Source organism: Brachyspira hyodysenteriae ATCC 27164 (assembly GCF_001676785.2).
Classification (GTDB): domain Bacteria; phylum Spirochaetota; class Brachyspiria; order Brachyspirales; family Brachyspiraceae; genus Brachyspira; species Brachyspira hyodysenteriae.
Genome location: NZ_CP015910.2, coordinates 532,623 through 549,824 on the forward strand (window position 1 = coordinate 532,623; position 17,202 = coordinate 549,824).

Annotated in this window: 16 protein-coding genes and 1 other RNA gene; 11 read left to right on the forward strand and 6 right to left on the reverse strand. The window is 26.6% G+C overall.

Annotated elements, in window-relative coordinates:
- Positions 1-8: 8 nt before the first annotated feature.
- On the reverse strand, positions 9-956 hold the full coding sequence (locus BHYOB78_RS02470; RefSeq protein ID WP_012671781.1) for a hypothetical protein: 948 nt from the start codon (positions 954-956) through the stop codon (positions 9-11).
- 24 nt (positions 957-980) lie between these two features.
- Entirely contained in the window at positions 981-1,505 is a 525-nt protein-coding gene (locus tag BHYOB78_RS02475; protein WP_020064293.1) for a hypothetical protein, read from the reverse strand.
- A gap of 306 nt (positions 1,506-1,811) precedes the next feature.
- On the opposite strand from BHYOB78_RS02475, the gene BHYOB78_RS02480 reads away from it, so the two are divergent.
- The 6 genes from BHYOB78_RS02480 to BHYOB78_RS02505 all read left to right on the forward strand — a co-directional run bounded on the left by BHYOB78_RS02480 (position 1,812) and on the right by BHYOB78_RS02505 (position 7,068).
- Positions 1,812-2,234, forward strand: coding sequence for an HIRAN domain-containing protein (locus BHYOB78_RS02480; protein WP_012671783.1), 423 nt, complete (start codon positions 1,812-1,814; stop codon positions 2,232-2,234).
- A gap of 46 nt (positions 2,235-2,280) precedes the next feature.
- Positions 2,281-3,297 carry a DNA polymerase III subunit delta gene (gene holA / locus BHYOB78_RS02485; RefSeq protein WP_020064292.1) on the forward strand — a complete coding sequence of 339 codons (1,017 nt, stop codon included), beginning with the start codon at positions 2,281-2,283 and terminating at the stop codon, positions 3,295-3,297.
- Positions 3,298-3,558: 261 nt separating this feature from the next.
- Positions 3,559-4,233, forward strand: coding sequence for a late competence development ComFB family protein (locus BHYOB78_RS02490; RefSeq protein WP_020064291.1), 675 nt, complete (start codon positions 3,559-3,561; stop codon positions 4,231-4,233).
- A gap of 57 nt (positions 4,234-4,290) precedes the next feature.
- The gene (locus BHYOB78_RS02495; RefSeq protein ID WP_020064290.1) at positions 4,291-4,842 is read left to right on the forward strand and encodes a hypothetical protein; all 552 of its coding nucleotides are present in this window, start codon (positions 4,291-4,293) and stop codon (positions 4,840-4,842) included.
- A gap of 118 nt (positions 4,843-4,960) precedes the next feature.
- On the forward strand, positions 4,961-5,347 hold the full coding sequence (locus tag BHYOB78_RS02500) for a Fur family transcriptional regulator (protein WP_020064289.1): 387 nt from the start codon (positions 4,961-4,963) through the stop codon (positions 5,345-5,347).
- Positions 5,348-5,481: 134 nt separating this feature from the next.
- A complete protein-coding gene (locus BHYOB78_RS02505; protein ID WP_012671788.1) occupies positions 5,482-7,068 on the forward strand; it encodes a glycoside hydrolase family 57 protein in 1,587 nt (528 codons plus the stop codon).
- Positions 7,069-7,431: 363 nt separating this feature from the next.
- On the opposite strand, the gene ssrA is transcribed toward BHYOB78_RS02505, so the two are convergent.
- Positions 7,432-7,784, reverse strand: a transfer-messenger RNA (tmRNA) gene (gene ssrA, locus BHYOB78_RS02510).
- 162 nt (positions 7,785-7,946) lie between these two features.
- Between ssrA and BHYOB78_RS02515 the strand changes: the two genes are divergently transcribed.
- Positions 7,947-9,764: a methyl-accepting chemotaxis protein gene (locus BHYOB78_RS02515; protein ID WP_020064288.1), complete on the forward strand. Its 1,818-nt coding sequence runs from the start codon at positions 7,947-7,949 to the stop codon at positions 9,762-9,764.
- A 6-nt stretch (positions 9,765-9,770) separates the two neighbouring features.
- The gene (locus BHYOB78_RS02520; RefSeq protein ID WP_020064287.1) at positions 9,771-11,591 is read left to right on the forward strand and encodes a methyl-accepting chemotaxis protein; all 1,821 of its coding nucleotides are present in this window, start codon (positions 9,771-9,773) and stop codon (positions 11,589-11,591) included.
- A 111-nt stretch (positions 11,592-11,702) separates the two neighbouring features.
- Here the strand turns inward: BHYOB78_RS02520 and BHYOB78_RS02525 are convergent, their stop codons facing one another.
- Positions 11,703-13,520, reverse strand: a complete 1,818-nt coding sequence (locus BHYOB78_RS02525; protein ID WP_012671791.1) for a LysM peptidoglycan-binding domain-containing protein — start codon at positions 13,518-13,520, stop codon at positions 11,703-11,705.
- Positions 13,521-13,550: 30 nt separating this feature from the next.
- Entirely contained in the window at positions 13,551-13,829 is a 279-nt protein-coding gene (locus BHYOB78_RS02530; RefSeq protein ID WP_012671792.1) for an acylphosphatase, read from the reverse strand.
- Between the two features lie 87 nt (positions 13,830-13,916).
- Between BHYOB78_RS02530 and BHYOB78_RS02535 the strand changes: the two genes are divergently transcribed.
- Positions 13,917-14,558 carry a class I SAM-dependent methyltransferase gene (locus BHYOB78_RS02535; RefSeq protein WP_012671793.1) on the forward strand — a complete coding sequence of 214 codons (642 nt, stop codon included), beginning with the start codon at positions 13,917-13,919 and terminating at the stop codon, positions 14,556-14,558.
- Here BHYOB78_RS02535 and BHYOB78_RS02540 read toward each other — a convergent pair.
- The gene (locus BHYOB78_RS02540; RefSeq protein WP_012671794.1) at positions 14,549-15,226 is read right to left on the reverse strand and encodes a phosphatase PAP2 family protein; all 678 of its coding nucleotides are present in this window, start codon (positions 15,224-15,226) and stop codon (positions 14,549-14,551) included. The genes BHYOB78_RS02535 and BHYOB78_RS02540 overlap by 10 nt on opposite strands.
- A gap of 184 nt (positions 15,227-15,410) precedes the next feature.
- Here BHYOB78_RS02540 and BHYOB78_RS02545 point away from each other — a divergent pair, with 184 nt between their 5' ends.
- Together BHYOB78_RS02545 and BHYOB78_RS02550 are read left to right on the forward strand one after the other, a co-directional pair.
- Positions 15,411-16,163, forward strand: coding sequence for a hypothetical protein (locus BHYOB78_RS02545; RefSeq protein WP_020064286.1), 753 nt, complete (start codon positions 15,411-15,413; stop codon positions 16,161-16,163).
- Entirely contained in the window at positions 16,151-17,194 is a 1,044-nt protein-coding gene (locus BHYOB78_RS02550) for a hypothetical protein (RefSeq protein ID WP_012671796.1), read from the forward strand. The genes BHYOB78_RS02545 and BHYOB78_RS02550 overlap by 13 nt, the downstream gene beginning before the upstream one ends.
- Positions 17,195-17,202: the final 8 nt, after the last annotated feature.

The window sequence follows — 17,202 nt, forward strand, 5'->3', positions numbered from 1 at the left end:
ATACCTCACTAAAACCTTAGACTGAACCCTATTCTAGGGAACAATGAAAATCTTATGGCTGATACATAATTAAGCCATACAGGGAATGAATTCCAACTAGGTATTACTGCCCCTACATCAACCAAACCACTTCCAAAGAAAGTAATGCCTTCTCTTATATCCCCGTAAACCCCAGACATTCCGGATCTTATATAATATCCGATTTCCAGTATTGAAATATCTATATATGGCTTAACAGGCCATTCTTTATGCGGGAATAATTCTATAGTCCATCCTAGTTCATAAGAAAGATACATAGTAGCATCAATCGTATGTCTTTTAGTTTTAAGTCCGCTTATTCCATTTTCTGTTTCTATATCAGACATTAAAGCTTCTATACCAAATCTGAATGTATTAACAACTTCTCTTTTTTTACCGCCATAGAATTTTACTCCTATTGTAACAGGAAAATATATTAATGATGCTTTAAGATATGTATCAGATCCAATCAGACTTCCTATATTATTTCCTATAATATTGCCTGTATTTCCGGAACTAGGAAGTAAAGAACCTGCTAAATCTCCTACTTTATCCTTGGGTATTCCAAGTTGGAATGACATAGCTTGTACGCCGAATCCTATTTCTACACCTATTCTAGGATGCAGCAATAATGTATATGATATGTTTGGAACATACCAGAAGCTTCCCTTTACATCCAAAGCGTTTATAAATTTTGCATTTTCTCCTAAATCAACACCTAATAATCCGCTGAATGTTTCATAATTATCAAATATTGTATTAAGCATAGGTGGAAATAATCCGGCATATCCAGGGCTTAAATTTACGCTTACTATTTGTCTGCCTTTAATCCAGCTATAAGTATTTGTATCCGACTGTGTGGACAGAGCTATTCCATTAGCATATAAATTAATAAATGATATATTAAATACTATAATAGCTGTAAGGATTTTTTTCATAAAATATACCTTAAAAAATTATTGTTATGATTTTGCCGGACCTATTGTGTTAGGATTTCCAAAGTTGCTGCCGTCTAATTTTCCAAACAAATCCTTTAATCTCTTTTTTTCTTCTTCTGATACTCCAGCAGTTGAAGCTATTTTATCTACATCTACTTTACTAGGATCTCCTCCGCTATTTATTATATCTTTCATAACACCAGTAACATTTTCTTCGCCTACTATATTCATAATTTCATCAATAGATTCTTTTGCTTTCTCATCCATTTCTACAGTGTATAAATTATCTCCGCCAGGAACTGCTACTATATATCCTTTATCTCCGCCTTTATATACACCGCCTACACCTAATATTTGATCTTCAAATGTATATTCTTTACCATCTATTGTTAATTTATTTCCATCAACTTTTACTTTGTCCCAATTACCGCTTTGCATTTTACCTAAAAAGAAATCGGGCCCTGGAGATGTTATAGTAAGAGTTGTTTTTTTACATGAGAATGCTGTTATTAAAATGAAAATTATTAATATATATCTATAAAATTTCATTATATGCTCTCCTGAAATAATAATTATATTTAAATTATATAATTTTTATTTATAAAAACAACTAAAAATAAAATGCACTTATATAAACTCGGATACATATACATTAAAATTTAATTTTATAATTGTTCAATATAATGTTAAAATATATAGTATTTATATGTTTGTTTGATTTATATAGAATATTAATTGTGAAAAATACGTATATAAATATTTTTATTATTTGTATTATTAATGCTTGACAGAAAATTTGAATTGAAGTAAAATTCTCAAATACGCATTAAAGAATTAAGGTAAATCTTTCGTCTTATGGATAAAAATACAGAACATATCACTTGTCTAATTAATCATGAAGAAAGTTTTAAAAGGATTATTATAAATAGGAATTACAAAACAAAAAGATACTATATAGATTTTTTTGTTGCAGGATATAAATATAATAATGGAAAAGATGTTATAGATTTATTACTTAAAAATGAGCCTATAAATTTACTTCGTGATATAACAAATCCTTATGACAGATTCGCTATAGCTATTTATGATAGAAGTTTTGATTTCAGATTAGGTTATGTTCCTAGTGTTATTTCACCTTTAATATCATATAAGTTAGAAGATAAAAGAAATAGAGTATATGCAAGAATAAAAAATGTAAAATTAGATGCTACAGATGAGTGTAAAATAGAAATAAGGGTATTTATAGATATAGCTAAGAAAAAGAAAAAAGCTATGTGAGCTATAATATTGCATATAAAAAAATATATGATATTATATATTCATTATGAATAAAGTTTCAGTAAAAACAGAGATTGAATTTCAAAAAGTCAAAGATAATTACATAAAAGAACCATTTAAACACTGTATTTATATACTAACAGGTAAGGAAAGGCTTTTTAAAAAGGCATTTATAGCAGCTATGCATTCAAATATGTTTCCAGATGAAGGAGACAGCGAGATGAATTATAGTGTATTTTATGATAAAAATGATGCTATAGGTTTTACTCCTTTGGAAGTAGCTGATACTCCTCCGTTTGGATCTAAATTAAGATTAATAGTAATTTATAAATATAATAATTTTCAGGAAGATTTTTTAGATTACTGCTCAAATCCTTCAAAAACTTCTATAGTTATACTTGAAACAGAAAATTCTTTGGAAGAAGATCCTATATACAAATATTTTTCCAAAAAGAAAGATATTAATAATATATATTTTATAGATTTTCCGCTTCCAGATGAAAAAGATTTCAGAGGATTAATAAATGCTTATATAATTAAACAAGGTAAAAAAATATCTTCTGAGGCAATAGAATACCTTATTAATAATATAAATTTGGATTATGATTCACTTTATTCTGAACTTGGAAAAATATGCAGCTATAATGATAAAGAATATTTGAATGTTGAAGATATTGCAGATTTTACTTATGTATCAAAAAACAGAAATATATTTGATTTTTTAGATGCTGTTTTTGAAAGAGATAGAAGAAAATCTTTCAGTATAATGCATAGATTAGATCAAGATGCTTCAAGTTCTTTAACTTTGATGATGAATAATTTTATGGCTATTTATTATATGAAAATATTTCCGCCTCAAACTACATTGAGTGAAATAAGCAAATTGACAAAAATACCAGAATTTATATTGAAAAAGAAAAAAACTTCACTTAAATTGTTTTCATTAGAAGAGGTAGTAAACATATTATCCAAAATATCATATTTAAATACTTTAAGTGTTACTACACCTGCAAATATATTCAAAGCACATTTTGAATTATTTTTATTTACAATAACAAGATAAAATTGTAAACATAATTAGGTATAATTCTATTATATAAGCATTTTTATAATATAATATTCTGAAATATTTAAACTAAAAATACATTTTGTATTTAATTTATCAGCATTTATTTTACATAATTATATATTCTAACATAAAAATTAGATAAATAGAACAACTTTTATACTACAATTCATAAATTTGTTCCATATTAATAGAATTTGCTTTGACAAATAACATTTTATTTTGTATAATATATATTAATTAGGAGGAGTTTTTTCTATGTATTTAGTAAACCTTATGGAACAGAAAGTTTCAAAACTAGCCGATTCATACCTAAAAGAAAAAAATATTCCCGTTAATACTAATATGCGTATGGATATAATAGCATATACTCTAAATAGAGTTCAGCCACAATATGTTACAAGTGCCAGAGGAGTTCTTCATAGCTATAATAGGGATCCTATACAGAGCAATACAGAAATATTAAGTATTATAGCAGATGCTTGCGAAATAGTTACTAGAAGAAAGGAAAATACATTGTTGGAGTCAGTTCCTTCTATTGATGAAAGCGGATATTATCTAACTTATCCTAGTATAATGGGTAATATTACTGCTTCTAATAATTTTGAAAAAATAGAAAATGCTTTAGTTTATATATTTTCAGATGGAAAAATATTACAAGGTTATGGAGTTAATTTCCCTAATCCTGCTATAGTATCAAGTAATGTTCCTGGTAAATTTATGTTCTGCTTTATGCCTAAAAGAGTGGATTCTAATTCTGAAGTTGAAGTTAAGCTTGATATAGTGGTAGAATCTGAGAAATTTATGCAGTATGAAAGTGTATTAACTTTTAAGTTGAAACCATCATATTATAATGCAGGAGATATGCCGCTATTTTCTATAGAAGAGGTTAATGATATACTTCTTATAGAGAATCATAATATACCTAGCTGACTATAATGTATTTACCTATGTCAAATATACACCGGTTGAAGATTTGAAGAGAATTTGATGAGAGTAATTAGATTTATAGTATTTGCATGTTTTTTAGTTATTTTTATAGTTATAGCGAACATAATTCATAAGAATATCAATTCTTATGAGGTTGTTAATATAAAAAATCCCTTTACATATTATAACTTGATAGCTTACAGTAATAATGATATTAAATCATTGGCTTCTTTATCGTTTAAAGATTCTTTTGAAAGTTTAGCAGATATGTTTGATGTAGAAAGAGCTTTTGTTGTAAATAATATATTAAAAAAAGATATAAAAATTAGGGAAGATGATGCTGAGTTAATCGTATTTACAGGAAGCAATTCAATATCGCAGATAACTGTAAATAGCTATGATAATGTTGAAAATTTATTTGAAAATGTTTTTGAAAGTTTAACTTCGAATAATATACAATTAGAAAAGCAGTCTTTAGATGATGAAGAAGGAAATATTCTAGCAGAAATTTATACTCATAAAACTGATACGTATAAGTTAATTATAACAAAGACTTATATGTCAAATGCTAGTAATTTATCTATAGATTATGTTAATTTGTCATCTTTATAATGATTTTTTTCTGTATAATTTGTATAAAACATTATTTTTTTCTTGACAAATAATTTACTTGATATAATATTACTAAATAAGATTAATTATTAATTGCTTTAGCAAGGAAATTAGGGTTATGAATAATACAAGAAATACAATACAGAAACAAGTGATTTTAAATGCTGTAAGAGAGCTTCAAAATCATCCTACTTCAGAAGAAGTTTATAATCATATAAAACCAAACTTCCCATCTATAAGTTTGGGCACAGTATATAGAAATCTTAATTTATTGTCAGAAACTAAAGAAATACAGAAATTATCTATAATAGATGATGCTGTACGTTTTGATCATATAACAAATGATCATTATCATTTTCAATGCAGTAAATGTAAAAAATTATTAGATATACCAATGGAATATCAGAAGAAACTAGATGAATTAGTTTCTAAAGAATATGATGTTGAGATATTCAAACATGATATTGTATTCACAGGTATCTGTAAAAATTGTAAAGATTTATAATTTATTTGTGCATATTCTTATCATAAATTTTATAATGATTTTTATTTTTTAATAATAAGTATATTGAAAGTCTTGATTTTAATATTTATATTTTATATACTATTTATATAACATTTTAAATTTAAGGAATAATTATGTCAAAAGGCTATTTAGCTTTAGTGCTGCATGCTCACTTGCCTTATGTGAGACACCCTGAACATGAAAATTTTTTGGAGGAAGAATGGTTATATGAAGCCATCACAGAAACTTATATACCTCTATTAGATGCTTATGATAGAATGGTAAATGATGGAGTAAATTTCAAGATAACTATGAGCGTAACTCCGCCTCTTATGAATATGTTGGCTAATGAATTGCTTCAAAATAGATATGTTAATTATATAGAGAAATTAATAAAATTGTCGGAATTAGAATGTGAAAGAACTTCATTAGATCCTAACTTTCACCATACAGCTGAATTTTACAGAGATAAGTTTAAAAAGATAAGAGATATTTTTGTTTATAAGTATAATAAAAACTTATTGAATGGATTTAGATATTTCTTAGAAAGAGGTAATTTAGAAATAATAACCTGCGGTGCTACTCATGGATTCTTCCCATTTATGCAGGAATATCCTAAGGCAATAGAAGCTCAATTAAAAATGGCTGTAAAAACCCATGAAAGACATTTGGGTAGAAAGCCTACAGGAATATGGCTTGGTGAATGCGGTTTCTTCCCAGGACTTGAAAAACATCTTGCCAATAATGGAATTAAATACTTCTTTGTTGATACTCATGGTATTATGTATGCTGACAAAGTACCTAAATATGGTGTTTATGCTCCTTTATACTGTTCAAGAGAGAGCAGGGTAGCAGCATTCGGAAGAGATATAGAGAGTTCAAGAAGTGTATGGAGTGCCGAAGTAGGTTATCCAGGAGACTTTAGATACAGAGAATTCTATAGAGATATAGGTTATGATTTGCCTTTCGAATATATTAAGGATTTCATACAAAGCAATGGACTTAGAAAGAATACAGGAATAAAATATTATAGAATCACAGGTAAAGACTGTGCTAAAGAACCTTATAATCCTGAATGGGCTATGGAAGCTGCTGGAGATCATGCTGGAAACTTTATGTTCAATAGAGAAAAACAAATTGAATATTTAGATTCTGTTATGGACAGACCTCCTATAGTTGTATCTCCTTATGACGCTGAATTATTCGGACACTGGTGGTATGAAGGTCCTATGTTCATAGAGTTCTTAATGAGAAAGATACACTATGATCAAAATACAATAGAGACTATTACACCTAAAGAATATTTGGAAAGACACCCTGTAAACCAAATATCAATGCCTTCAATGTCAAGCTGGGGTGCTAACGGATATGGAGAAGTATGGCTTAATGGTACTAATGGTTGGATATACAGACACTTACATAAAGCTGCTGAAAGAATGATAGAATTAGCTCATGATTACTATAATGAAACAGGACTTTATGAGAGAGCATTGAATCAGGCAGCCCGTGAATTATTGCTTGCTCAAAGCAGCGACTGGGCTTTCATAATGCATACAGGTACTATGGTTGAATATGCAGTTAATACTACAAAATTATATATAAAGAGATTTACTGATCTTTATTATGCTATTAAAAACAGAGATTTAAACGAAGAATGGCTAAGCAAAATAGAATGGCGCGATGATATATTCCCAGAAATGGATTTCAGAATATACAATTAAATAATTCTGTTTTAGCGGAAATAAGTAAAAATTAAGAGAGTATGTGTATTTTTAATATGCATACTCTTTTTTAATGTTAAAGTTTTATATTTTTTATAAAATATTTAATTAAATTATATTTCTATATTTTTTATGATAATTGATATTAGGTAAATTTTGTTATATAGAGTTGGTTATATTAAAATTATTTAATATGTATAATGATTTATAGGCTTTATTTATTTGAGTCATTTAATTCGTTTTCTAGTATTTTATTCTTGTAGTAAATATAGAATTGTATTGATAAACTGCTTATTATTATTTTATAAGAATAATTATTATATATAAACCCAAAAATATATTATTTATAATGATGCATGAAAAAATTGGAGATGGCGGGACTCGAACCCGCGTCCTACGAAGCGTACCACATTCGTCTACATAGCATATCTTATCTTTAAAGGTTTCGCCTTATAGGTAGAAGACAAGCAGAAAAACTATAAGACTAGCATGAGTGTACGTAATATTAGGCTCATACGGCACCTAATACAAGTTCTATGTGTTTTGGCACCGAAAAAGCAACCCATAGACAAATCACTTAATCAGCGGCAACTTCAATTAAGCTGCAAGTGCGTATTCGTCTGCACTTATTTTTTAGTATGATATTAACGTGCATACACCTAGCACGACTATGCAAAATATGTTCCAACCATCGCAGTCGAAGCCGGAGCATCCCCTTTCAAAGAACAAATATTGTTTTCATAATATCATTTATAATAAAATTGTCAATATTGAAATTTATATTAAATATTGAAACAGTATGTTTTTTATGCATTTCTATCTTGAATTTTTTCTATAAATTCTATATCATATTTTTAAAATGTATATTTGGAACAATTATGAAAAATAGAATTAGACTCATATTAAGTTTTACAATTCCATACATAATTTTTATATCAATAATATCTGTTATTTTACTTTCAATATTTATTCCACTAAACAGAGAGTTTTATTTTAATAAAATATCATTAAATATAGAATTGGCAAAAAGTGATATAGAAAGCCGAGTTGATGATATTGTAAATTCTCTTACCTTTTTGAGCTCTTATGCAGAAATTGGAATCACTACTCCAAATATAGCACAAACTATAACTAATGTGAAAAAATTTGGAAATTATTTTGATGTATTTTACTGCAATACTGTGCCTTATAATAGGGGAGGTATATTTATAAGTTCAAGAATAACATATCCTAGAAATTATGATCAAACTGCAAGGGAATGGTATCAGAATGCTTCAAAAGGTCAGAATGATTTGTATATAACAGCTCCTTATATTGATTTTAATTCTGGAAAATTAGTTATAACATTTATTAATAAAATAATGCGCAATAATAGATTGGCTGGATATTTTGGTATTGATTTTGATAATATGAATACTGTTGTAGGCAATGCTAATAATGATTTTATCGAATCTATAAATGTAGTTACAGAAGACGGACTATATATAACTCATGAAAATGCTGAATATCTTATGAATCCGAATATGCTTATTTTTAATGATAATTTATTTTCATCATATAAAAATAATATGCAAGACTCAGGAATTTATATAAAAGATAAATATTGGTATTCTATAAGAAAAATTGATAATGCTCCTTGGTATATAGCAGCTAAAGGAGATGCTTCATATTATTTTAGTGTAAATAGATATTTAATAATATTTTTAATAGCTTTTGGAATATTGTTTATAATTGGAGAACTTATAATTGTTTCTATATCTTTGATACCTTTATCTGACAGATTAGATGATGTTATAGTGAGTTTAGAGAATATGGCTAATGGAGATTTTACATCAAGAATCAAAGAGCATAAATTGATGGACAGCAGTGCTAGAAAACTTTCTAATGTTATGGAAAAGATGCAGAGAAATATTGGTAAGACTATGTATAAAATAAAGACAGGGGTTGAAGAAGTTAATAAAAATGGAGAGGCAATAGCGAATGTAAGTATTGAGTTATCTAATAAGGCTAATGAACAGAGCGTATCTTTAAATAATTTAATAGGCGCCATAAATGCTATATCTTCTTCTATAGAATATGCTTCTAAAAAAACAGACTCTGCTAAGATGATGAGTGATGAATCTTTTGAGAACACTAAAGTCGGTGTTAAAATGATTGGCGAAATAAAGAATAATATGAATGAGATAACAGAGGCTAGTAATCAAATTGCTAATATTATAGAAACTATACAGGCAATAGCTTCTCAAACAAATATACTTGCTCTTAATGCAGCAGTAGAGGCAGCACGTGCCGGAGATCAGGGAAGGGGATTTGCTGTTGTTGCAAGCGAGGTACGTTCTCTAGCTCAAACTGTAACCAACTCAGCTGATAATATTACTAATATAGTTGAAGGGGCTGTTTCAAAAATAGAACATGGAAGTGAGTTTGTAAGCAAATCATCTGAAGTTCTTAATAGTATAGAATCTTCATCTCTGGAATCTTCAAATTCTTTATCAGAAATATATAAAATGTCTAATGAGAAAAAATCAGGTATAGATAATATTAATAATATAGTAGCTAAAATTAATGATATCACAATAAGTAATGCAAAATTCGCTAATGAAAGTGCCGAGTCTAGTGTTAAGGCTTCTAAAATAGTAAATGAAATAGTAGATGAACTTTCTTTCTTCAAGTTTAAAAGTTCAAATAAGGATTAGAATAATATGAGAAATAATATTAAGCTTCTTTTAAAATTAATAATTCCATATTCTTTATTTATTATAATATCATCTGCTATTATATTTGTTTTATTTATAAGAATATATAAATCTGATTATATAGAACAGATATCAATAAATATCGATAAAATAGGGTATTACATAGAAAGAGATATTGATAATGTTAATTTGGTTTTGAATATACTTGATTCTTATGCGGTAGCTGAGTTAACTCCTTATGAAATCGGATTATCTATGAGTAATGTTTATAATAAAAGACAGGAATTTTTTGATATACTTTATGGAGATACAATACCATTTTCTGAAGGCGGATTATTTTTAAGTGTAACACATCAATATCCTACTAATTATGATCAAACTTCCAGAGTATGGTATAAAGGTGCTTTAACTACTAATGGAATATATATTACAGATCCTTATATAGATTTTAATACAAAAAAACTTCTAATTACTTTTTCAAAGGCTGTTTATACTAATGGTAGACTAAAAGGTGTTATAGGTATAGATTTTTCAAGTGTTAGTAATGTAAGAACAGAAGGAAATATAGATAAAAATAATATATTTTTGATTACATCTGATGGAACTTATATTAAGCATAGCAACCCTGACTATGTTTTGAAAGAAGGTGTTAATATATTTAATACTGATAAATTATTTGAAGGTACTGAAGAGTATGTTAATAATATAGCTTCTCCTATAAAAATAAAAAATAATAATTGGTATTCTATTCGTAAAATACCTAATACAAATTTGGCTTTGGCTGTAAAAGGAAGTTTAGACGATTATAAATCTGTTTTTAATAAAACAATTTTTATATTTTTTGGTATAGTTATATTTTTATTAGTTATGGGAATATTTTTAACAGCTATAGTTCTTCTTCCTCTTTCAAGATATTTGGATATGGCAATTACAGCTATTGATAATATGGCAGAGGGTAATTTTTCATATAGAATAGATAAAGGTATATTATCAAAACATAATAGGGCAGGTGATTTGGCACGTGCTATAGATAAAATGGAAGCTAATATTGGTAAGCTTATATTCAAAATAAAAAAAGCAATAGAGGATATTAATAGCGTAGGAGTAGAAATATCACAATCTAGTGAGAAGCTTCTTGAAAGGGCTTATATACAGGCAGTTAATTTGGAGAAACTTGATGAGGCTTTAAAAAATATAGGAACAGCAATTAATTTATCATCAATTAGTGTTGCTACTTCTAAAGATTCTATGGAAAAGATGGAGAATACAACTCAGACAGGTGTTCAGACTATAAATGAAATAGAAAGTAATATGAATGAAATACAGGCTTCAAGTAAAAAAATATTTGAGATAACAAAGTCCATAGAGTCAATAGCATTGCAGACAAATATATTAGCACTTAATGCCGCAGTAGAAGCAGCAAGAGCAGGAGAGCAGGGCAGAGGCTTTGCTGTTGTTGCAAGCGAAATAAGAAAATTAGCAACTACCGTTTCTCAGGCAACTAAAGATATAACAGTGATAGTTGAAAATGCTGTAACTAAAATAGATAATGGAAGTACTTCAGTTTCAAGAACTTCTATAACATTGGAGCATATAGCAAAAAGTTCAGTTGAAACTTCTTCTATACTTTTGGATATATCCTCTTCTTCAAATGAAGAGATAGAACGTATAAATAATATTAATAATGATATAGGCGTTATTAATGAAATAATGATTAAAAATGAAGAGCTTTCAAAAGATGCTTCTGATGCTAGTGCTAAAACTTCAAAGATGGCCGAAGATATAGTAAAAGAATTATCATTCTTTAAATTTGGTCATGGTAAATAAAATAGAATAAAATTAAGAATAAAAAAATAGTAAAACAATTTTATATATTGTTTTACTATTTTTTATTATGATATTAATATATATAGTTTTTTATTATAAGTGTAGATTTTTTTAACTTTTAGGAAGAAGTTTAACAGGATCTATTGATCTTCCCTGATAAGAAATCTTAAAATATAGTTCGCTTCTATCTATCATACCAGTATCGCCAATGTCTCCTATATAATCTCCTTTCTTTACTATATCTCCAAGTTTAACATTTATCTTAGAAAGATGAGCATAAGAAGTATTATATCCGTTTTTATGTTTAAGTATTATAACAGTACCGAATCCTCTTATATTATCAGCATATTCTACGATTCCGTCATCAGAAGCTACAACTTTGTCTCCTACATCTCCTAATATATTCACACCTCTGTTTGCAAGTTTATCAGAAGCTACTCCATATCCTGAAATTATTATTCCTTTATAAGGCCATATAAAAGAGCTGTCAGGTAATATAGAATCATCATTAAAAGAATAAGGCACCATTTTTGCTGTTTTTACTTTTAGATTGGCGCCGACATATAATTTATATTCATTAGCATTTTTTATATTATTAAGCTGCATTAAATCTCTTAAATCCATTTTATGTTTTTTTGCTATTGAGTATAAACTATCTCCGCTTTGAACTTTATAATTTGATATTACTAAAGTAGTTGTTTTTTTAGGGTTAGCATATACTTTAAGATTATCTCCAACTTTCAAAATATATTTGTCATTTATATTATTTATGGAGTATAATTCTACTAGATCCATTCCTCTTGCTAGAGCTATTCCGCTTAAAGTATCACCGCTTTTTACTTTATAATTTTCCAAAGTTCTGTATGTTGTTGATGTTGAAGAACTTGTTATATTAATATTATCATATATTTTTAAAGTATCTCCTACTTTAAGCACATAATTATTTTTTAGATTATTTAATTGAAGAAGATCTTTCAAAGACATAGAATTTCTTAATGCTATCTCTCCAAGAGTATCTCCGTTTTTTACTCTATATGTTTTTATAGTTTTGCTTTGTGTATTTGAGGCATTTTCTCTTGCATATATTTTTAATTTTTCGCCTGTTCTTAATTTGTATTTTAAAGGATCATCTATATTGTTAATTCTTAGAAAATCATTTACGCTAATATCATTTTGAAAAGCTATTCCGTATAAGGTATCGCCGCTTTTTACAGTATAGTATTCTATTTCTTTTCCTGTATCTTTTTCATTATTTGTGTTTAAATTATTTTCTTTTTTAGATGATTTAACATACATAGTTTTACCTACATATAGTTTATATTTATCAGGATCATCTATATTATTAATCTTTAAAAATTCGCTTGCTGTCATACCATGAGAGAAAGCTATTCCGTATAAAGTATCACCGCTTTGCACTTTATAAGTATCATAATTTTCTGTATTATCACTATTATTTATATTATTTGAAGAAGCATTATTTTCTTTTTGATTATTTGCTACTTTAAGAGTTTGTCCTACTCTAAGATTATATTTATTGGCATCTTTAATATTATTTATAGCTAGAAATTCATTAGCAGTCATTCCATGGGCAAATGCTATACCAAATAAAGTATCCCCGTTTTTTACTTTATAATCTTTGTATGAGTTTCCTTCTTCTCCTTTCAAGCCGAAAACTTTATTATCAGAGTCATATACAAGAGTATAACCTTTATCTTTTACTTTTAAAGTTTCTCCTACTCTAAGATTATATTTATCAGGATCTTTTATATTATTAACTTTTAAAAATTCATTTGCACTCATATCATGAGCGAAAGCTATTCCAAATAAAGTATCGCCGTTTTTTACTTTATAATCTATATAATCAGCCGCAAAATTAAGCGAGGCAAAAGTGCATCCTATAATGGAAGCATATTTAAAAATATTTTTCATAATTATTATTTTCTTAGTTCAATAAAGGCTTTAATTTGCTATTTCAAAAACTTCATCTACAAGAGGATCTGAAGGCGTAACCGTAACAGTTACCTCTTTAACACTTGACATCTGAGGTCCTATCTTGATTTTTTCTACAAACTCATCAATATCATTTTTAGTCTGTAAATATCCAATAACTTCTACAGAACCGTCATAATTATTCCATACCTTTCCGCCGACTTTCATTTCATCGGCCACCTGTTTAGCATAGTATCTGAAGCCTACGCCTTGAACTCTTCCTTTTAATATAATATCTACTTTAAACATACATAGATTATCGGAAATATATTTTATGGAATTTATATCAAGAAATAAAAATTGACAATTTATATAAAGGACTATAAAATATTTAAAATGTATAATATAGAAATTGCTATAAAAAATATTGATTTAAAATTTACTTCAAATGATAAATTATTTTCACCTAAAAATATAGATATAGGTACATTATCTATGATTAATGAAATAAATTTTGAAGATGAAAATAAAATTTTAGATTTAGGCTGCGGATATGGAGTTGTTGGAATATTAGCAGCAAAAATAATAGGTGAGGATAAAGTAGTTATGTGCGATATAGATGCTGAGGCAGTAGAAATATCAAAGCATAATGCTGTTTTAAATAATGTTTCAAATATTAATATTATTCAAAGCGATGGATTAAGAAATATAATTGATAATGATTTTTCTATGATACTTTCAAATCCTCCTTATCATACAGATTTCTCTGTTGCAAAACATTTTATAGAATCAGGATTTTATAAATTGGCATTGAATGGCAAATTTGTTATGGTAACTAAGAGGCTAGATTGGTATAAAAATAAACTATCTTCTGTTTTTGGAGGAGTAAAGGTAAAAGAAATAAATGGGTATTATATTTTTATATCTGAAAAGAGAAATATGATAGACTCAAATAAAATAAAAAAGAAATTAAAAAAAGAAAATAGAGAAATTCTTAAAAGTATGAAATCTAATAAATCTAAAAAAAATTATAAATGACCTATTATAGGAAGCCCTGTTATATAGAAAAATAATACATTTGATAAAAGTCCTATTATAGTACCAAATATTATTCCAAATATAACATCGAAAGGATAATGCAAACCTACATATACTCGGCTGAATGCTATAAGCGATGCTATAGGATAGAAAAGTAAAGCGGAATATAAACTATAACTTCCCATAGAAAATGATACTGAAAAAGCTACCATTGTATGTCCTGAAGGGAATGAATGTTTATCAGGAGGATACATTATAGGTATTTTTTGATGTTTTTTATAAGGTCTTGTTCTGCTGAAGAAGCTTTTTATATACAAGAATAAAAATATACATATGAAAATTCCTGTTACGGCTCTTGAAAAATATAAAGCAGCATAATCTATTCTAAACATATAGAATATTAAATAGATTGTCATCCATATATATCCATCACCCATTCTGCTCATAAATTTCATGAAAGTTTTTACAGGGCCTTTTCTATTGTCTTTAAATATTTTTAAAAATAATTTATTATCTATATTGGACATAAATCTTATCAATGGAAGATTATTTATATAATTTATTCTTTTTTGTTTTCTTCGTTTTTTTAGAATTTTTTTGATTTTTTTTCTAATTTTTTTGCGGTTTTTAGGGTTATTATCATTAATGTTATTTTGTTCGTTTTCCATATAAAGAAGTCCAATTTAATGATTTATAATAAAATACCATAAAATATAAATAAATCAACTGCTATATAGAGAATATTGAAAATATCTGTATATATTAACATTTTAAAATATTTAGTGATTTTTTTAAAGTTTCCGAAAATGGTACAAACATATAAGAAAAATTTAATTTTTAGGATATGAAAAGGTGCTTGTAGGAAATGATGCTTATGAAAAGTTTATAGATTATATAGAAAATATTATAAACTTTAATTTTTTATCACATATACCTGGCTCTGATTATACTATAGAAATGCAAAGGGAATCTATAATCAATATAGTAAAAAGATCAAATACTAATGAATCTTTTTTAGATTATATATCATATACATATACTATATTTGAAAATGATATAATAAAGCAGATATTATCTATATCTTGGGTTAAAGGAAATGGAGAAGAAGATAAAATAATCAATGATGATAAATTTGAACTTGATAATGAAGAATTAGTTAATTATATTTCAATACTTTTAGTTTTAAGAGATATAATGCATACAAGCTATATAGCATCTCTTCCAATATATTATGAATATAAATATGAACAAAAAGAATTTATTGATAAAGCCAGAGAAATGATAGATCATTCTATATCTAATATATCCACTTTGGAGCATATTAATCCTATGTTTATAGCAATAGCAGCTAAAAGCGTTATTCCTTATTCTATAACAAATGATGAGCTTTCTTCTTCATCTAAGCTTATAGCAATACTTTTTAATTTATCGAGAATAATGGCATCATATCCTTATACGGATAAAATTATAGAAAATACTCAGCCTATATTTTCAAGTGCTTTATACAATTTGGTTAATAATGCTTCTTTTTTAGGATTGGATTATAAGATGATTAGAGTCATATATGATAAAGCAAAAACAGGAGAAATAAAGTGGAAAAATTAAGTAAATATAATATTACCTTTATAGTATCTGCTGTATCATCTTTAACTATAATATCGATGTGTGCATATATGATTTTGGATATACCTACATATATTATGAGGGTATTAATGCTTATAGAATTTTTATGTTCTTTTTATTTTGTATGCGTATTTTTTTATAAGTTAAATAGATATTCTAGAACGGAAACTTTTTTTTATTTAATTATATATTTAGTTCCTTTTATATTATCAATATTTGGACTTTTTTATATAACTAACTTTTTTTCTTTGAACAGAGTTTTTTTAAGAGAGAATATTATATCATCTTTTCTTACAAGAGGGTATCATGTTTTATTTATATTCTATATATCTCATATAATATACTTTTTTTATTTATTTAGCATTGAAAATAAAAATACATTTTATTCTTTGATATCTTCGAATTTTGTTATAGTTGTTTCTGTTATAATGGCTGTTATATTTATAGTATTATATGGAATAATAAATTGGGTATTTGATAACAAGATAATAACTTCTTATGAAGATAAAAAAAATGAAATAATATATGAAGCAGGGCTTGCTTTTTCTCAGAATATAAATACTGATGATCTTGAATATGAGGGATTTGCTAAAAGTTATGAGATGGTGCTTTTATATTATGATAATGAATTAAAATACAGATCAGAAGATTGGGATGATTTTGAAAGAAGACATTTGCTTTTTGAAACAGCTATCATGCTTGGAAATGGATTTTTATTTATGGGCAGCGGAAAAGAATTTATTTATCCGTATTATATGTTTATATTGATATATGTTATAGTAAATTCCATTATACTTACATGTTCTATAATGTTTTTTAAATTATTCTTGGATAAAAAATTCAATAACTATGTTAATATTATGATAAAAGGCTTTAAAGAAGACAGCTATATATATGCAATAGATACTGAGAAAATGGATAATACAGAAATAAAAAAATTAGCAGAATTATATAATAAAAAATTACTTACTTATAAATATAGAGAAAGATTTATAAAAATGTTTACTAGATAAAATTGTAA

Excerpts from the sequence above, each read along its gene's own strand:
- BHYOB78_RS02470 (WP_012671781.1), bottom strand. The coding sequence starts at position 956 with ATGAAAAAAATCCTTACAGCTATTATAGTATTTAATATATCATTTATT.
- BHYOB78_RS02475 (WP_020064293.1), bottom strand. The coding sequence starts at position 1,505 with ATGAAATTTTATAGATATATATTAATAATTTTCATTTTAATAACAGCA.
- BHYOB78_RS02480 (WP_012671783.1), top strand. The coding sequence starts at position 1,812 with ATGGATAAAAATACAGAACATATCACTTGTCTAATTAATCATGAAGAA.
- holA (WP_020064292.1), top strand. The coding sequence starts at position 2,281 with ATGAATAAAGTTTCAGTAAAAACAGAGATTGAATTTCAAAAAGTCAAA.
- BHYOB78_RS02490 (WP_020064291.1), top strand. The coding sequence starts at position 3,559 with ATGTATTTAGTAAACCTTATGGAACAGAAAGTTTCAAAACTAGCCGAT.
- BHYOB78_RS02495 (WP_020064290.1), top strand. The coding sequence starts at position 4,291 with ATGAGAGTAATTAGATTTATAGTATTTGCATGTTTTTTAGTTATTTTT.
- BHYOB78_RS02500 (WP_020064289.1), top strand. The coding sequence starts at position 4,961 with ATGAATAATACAAGAAATACAATACAGAAACAAGTGATTTTAAATGCT.
- BHYOB78_RS02505 (WP_012671788.1), top strand. The coding sequence starts at position 5,482 with ATGTCAAAAGGCTATTTAGCTTTAGTGCTGCATGCTCACTTGCCTTAT.
- BHYOB78_RS02515 (WP_020064288.1), top strand. The coding sequence starts at position 7,947 with ATGAAAAATAGAATTAGACTCATATTAAGTTTTACAATTCCATACATA.
- BHYOB78_RS02520 (WP_020064287.1), top strand. The coding sequence starts at position 9,771 with ATGAGAAATAATATTAAGCTTCTTTTAAAATTAATAATTCCATATTCT.
- BHYOB78_RS02525 (WP_012671791.1), bottom strand. The coding sequence starts at position 13,520 with ATGAAAAATATTTTTAAATATGCTTCCATTATAGGATGCACTTTTGCC.
- BHYOB78_RS02530 (WP_012671792.1), bottom strand. The coding sequence starts at position 13,829 with ATGTTTAAAGTAGATATTATATTAAAAGGAAGAGTTCAAGGCGTAGGC.
- BHYOB78_RS02535 (WP_012671793.1), top strand. The coding sequence starts at position 13,917 with ATGTATAATATAGAAATTGCTATAAAAAATATTGATTTAAAATTTACT.
- BHYOB78_RS02540 (WP_012671794.1), bottom strand. The coding sequence starts at position 15,226 with ATGGAAAACGAACAAAATAACATTAATGATAATAACCCTAAAAACCGC.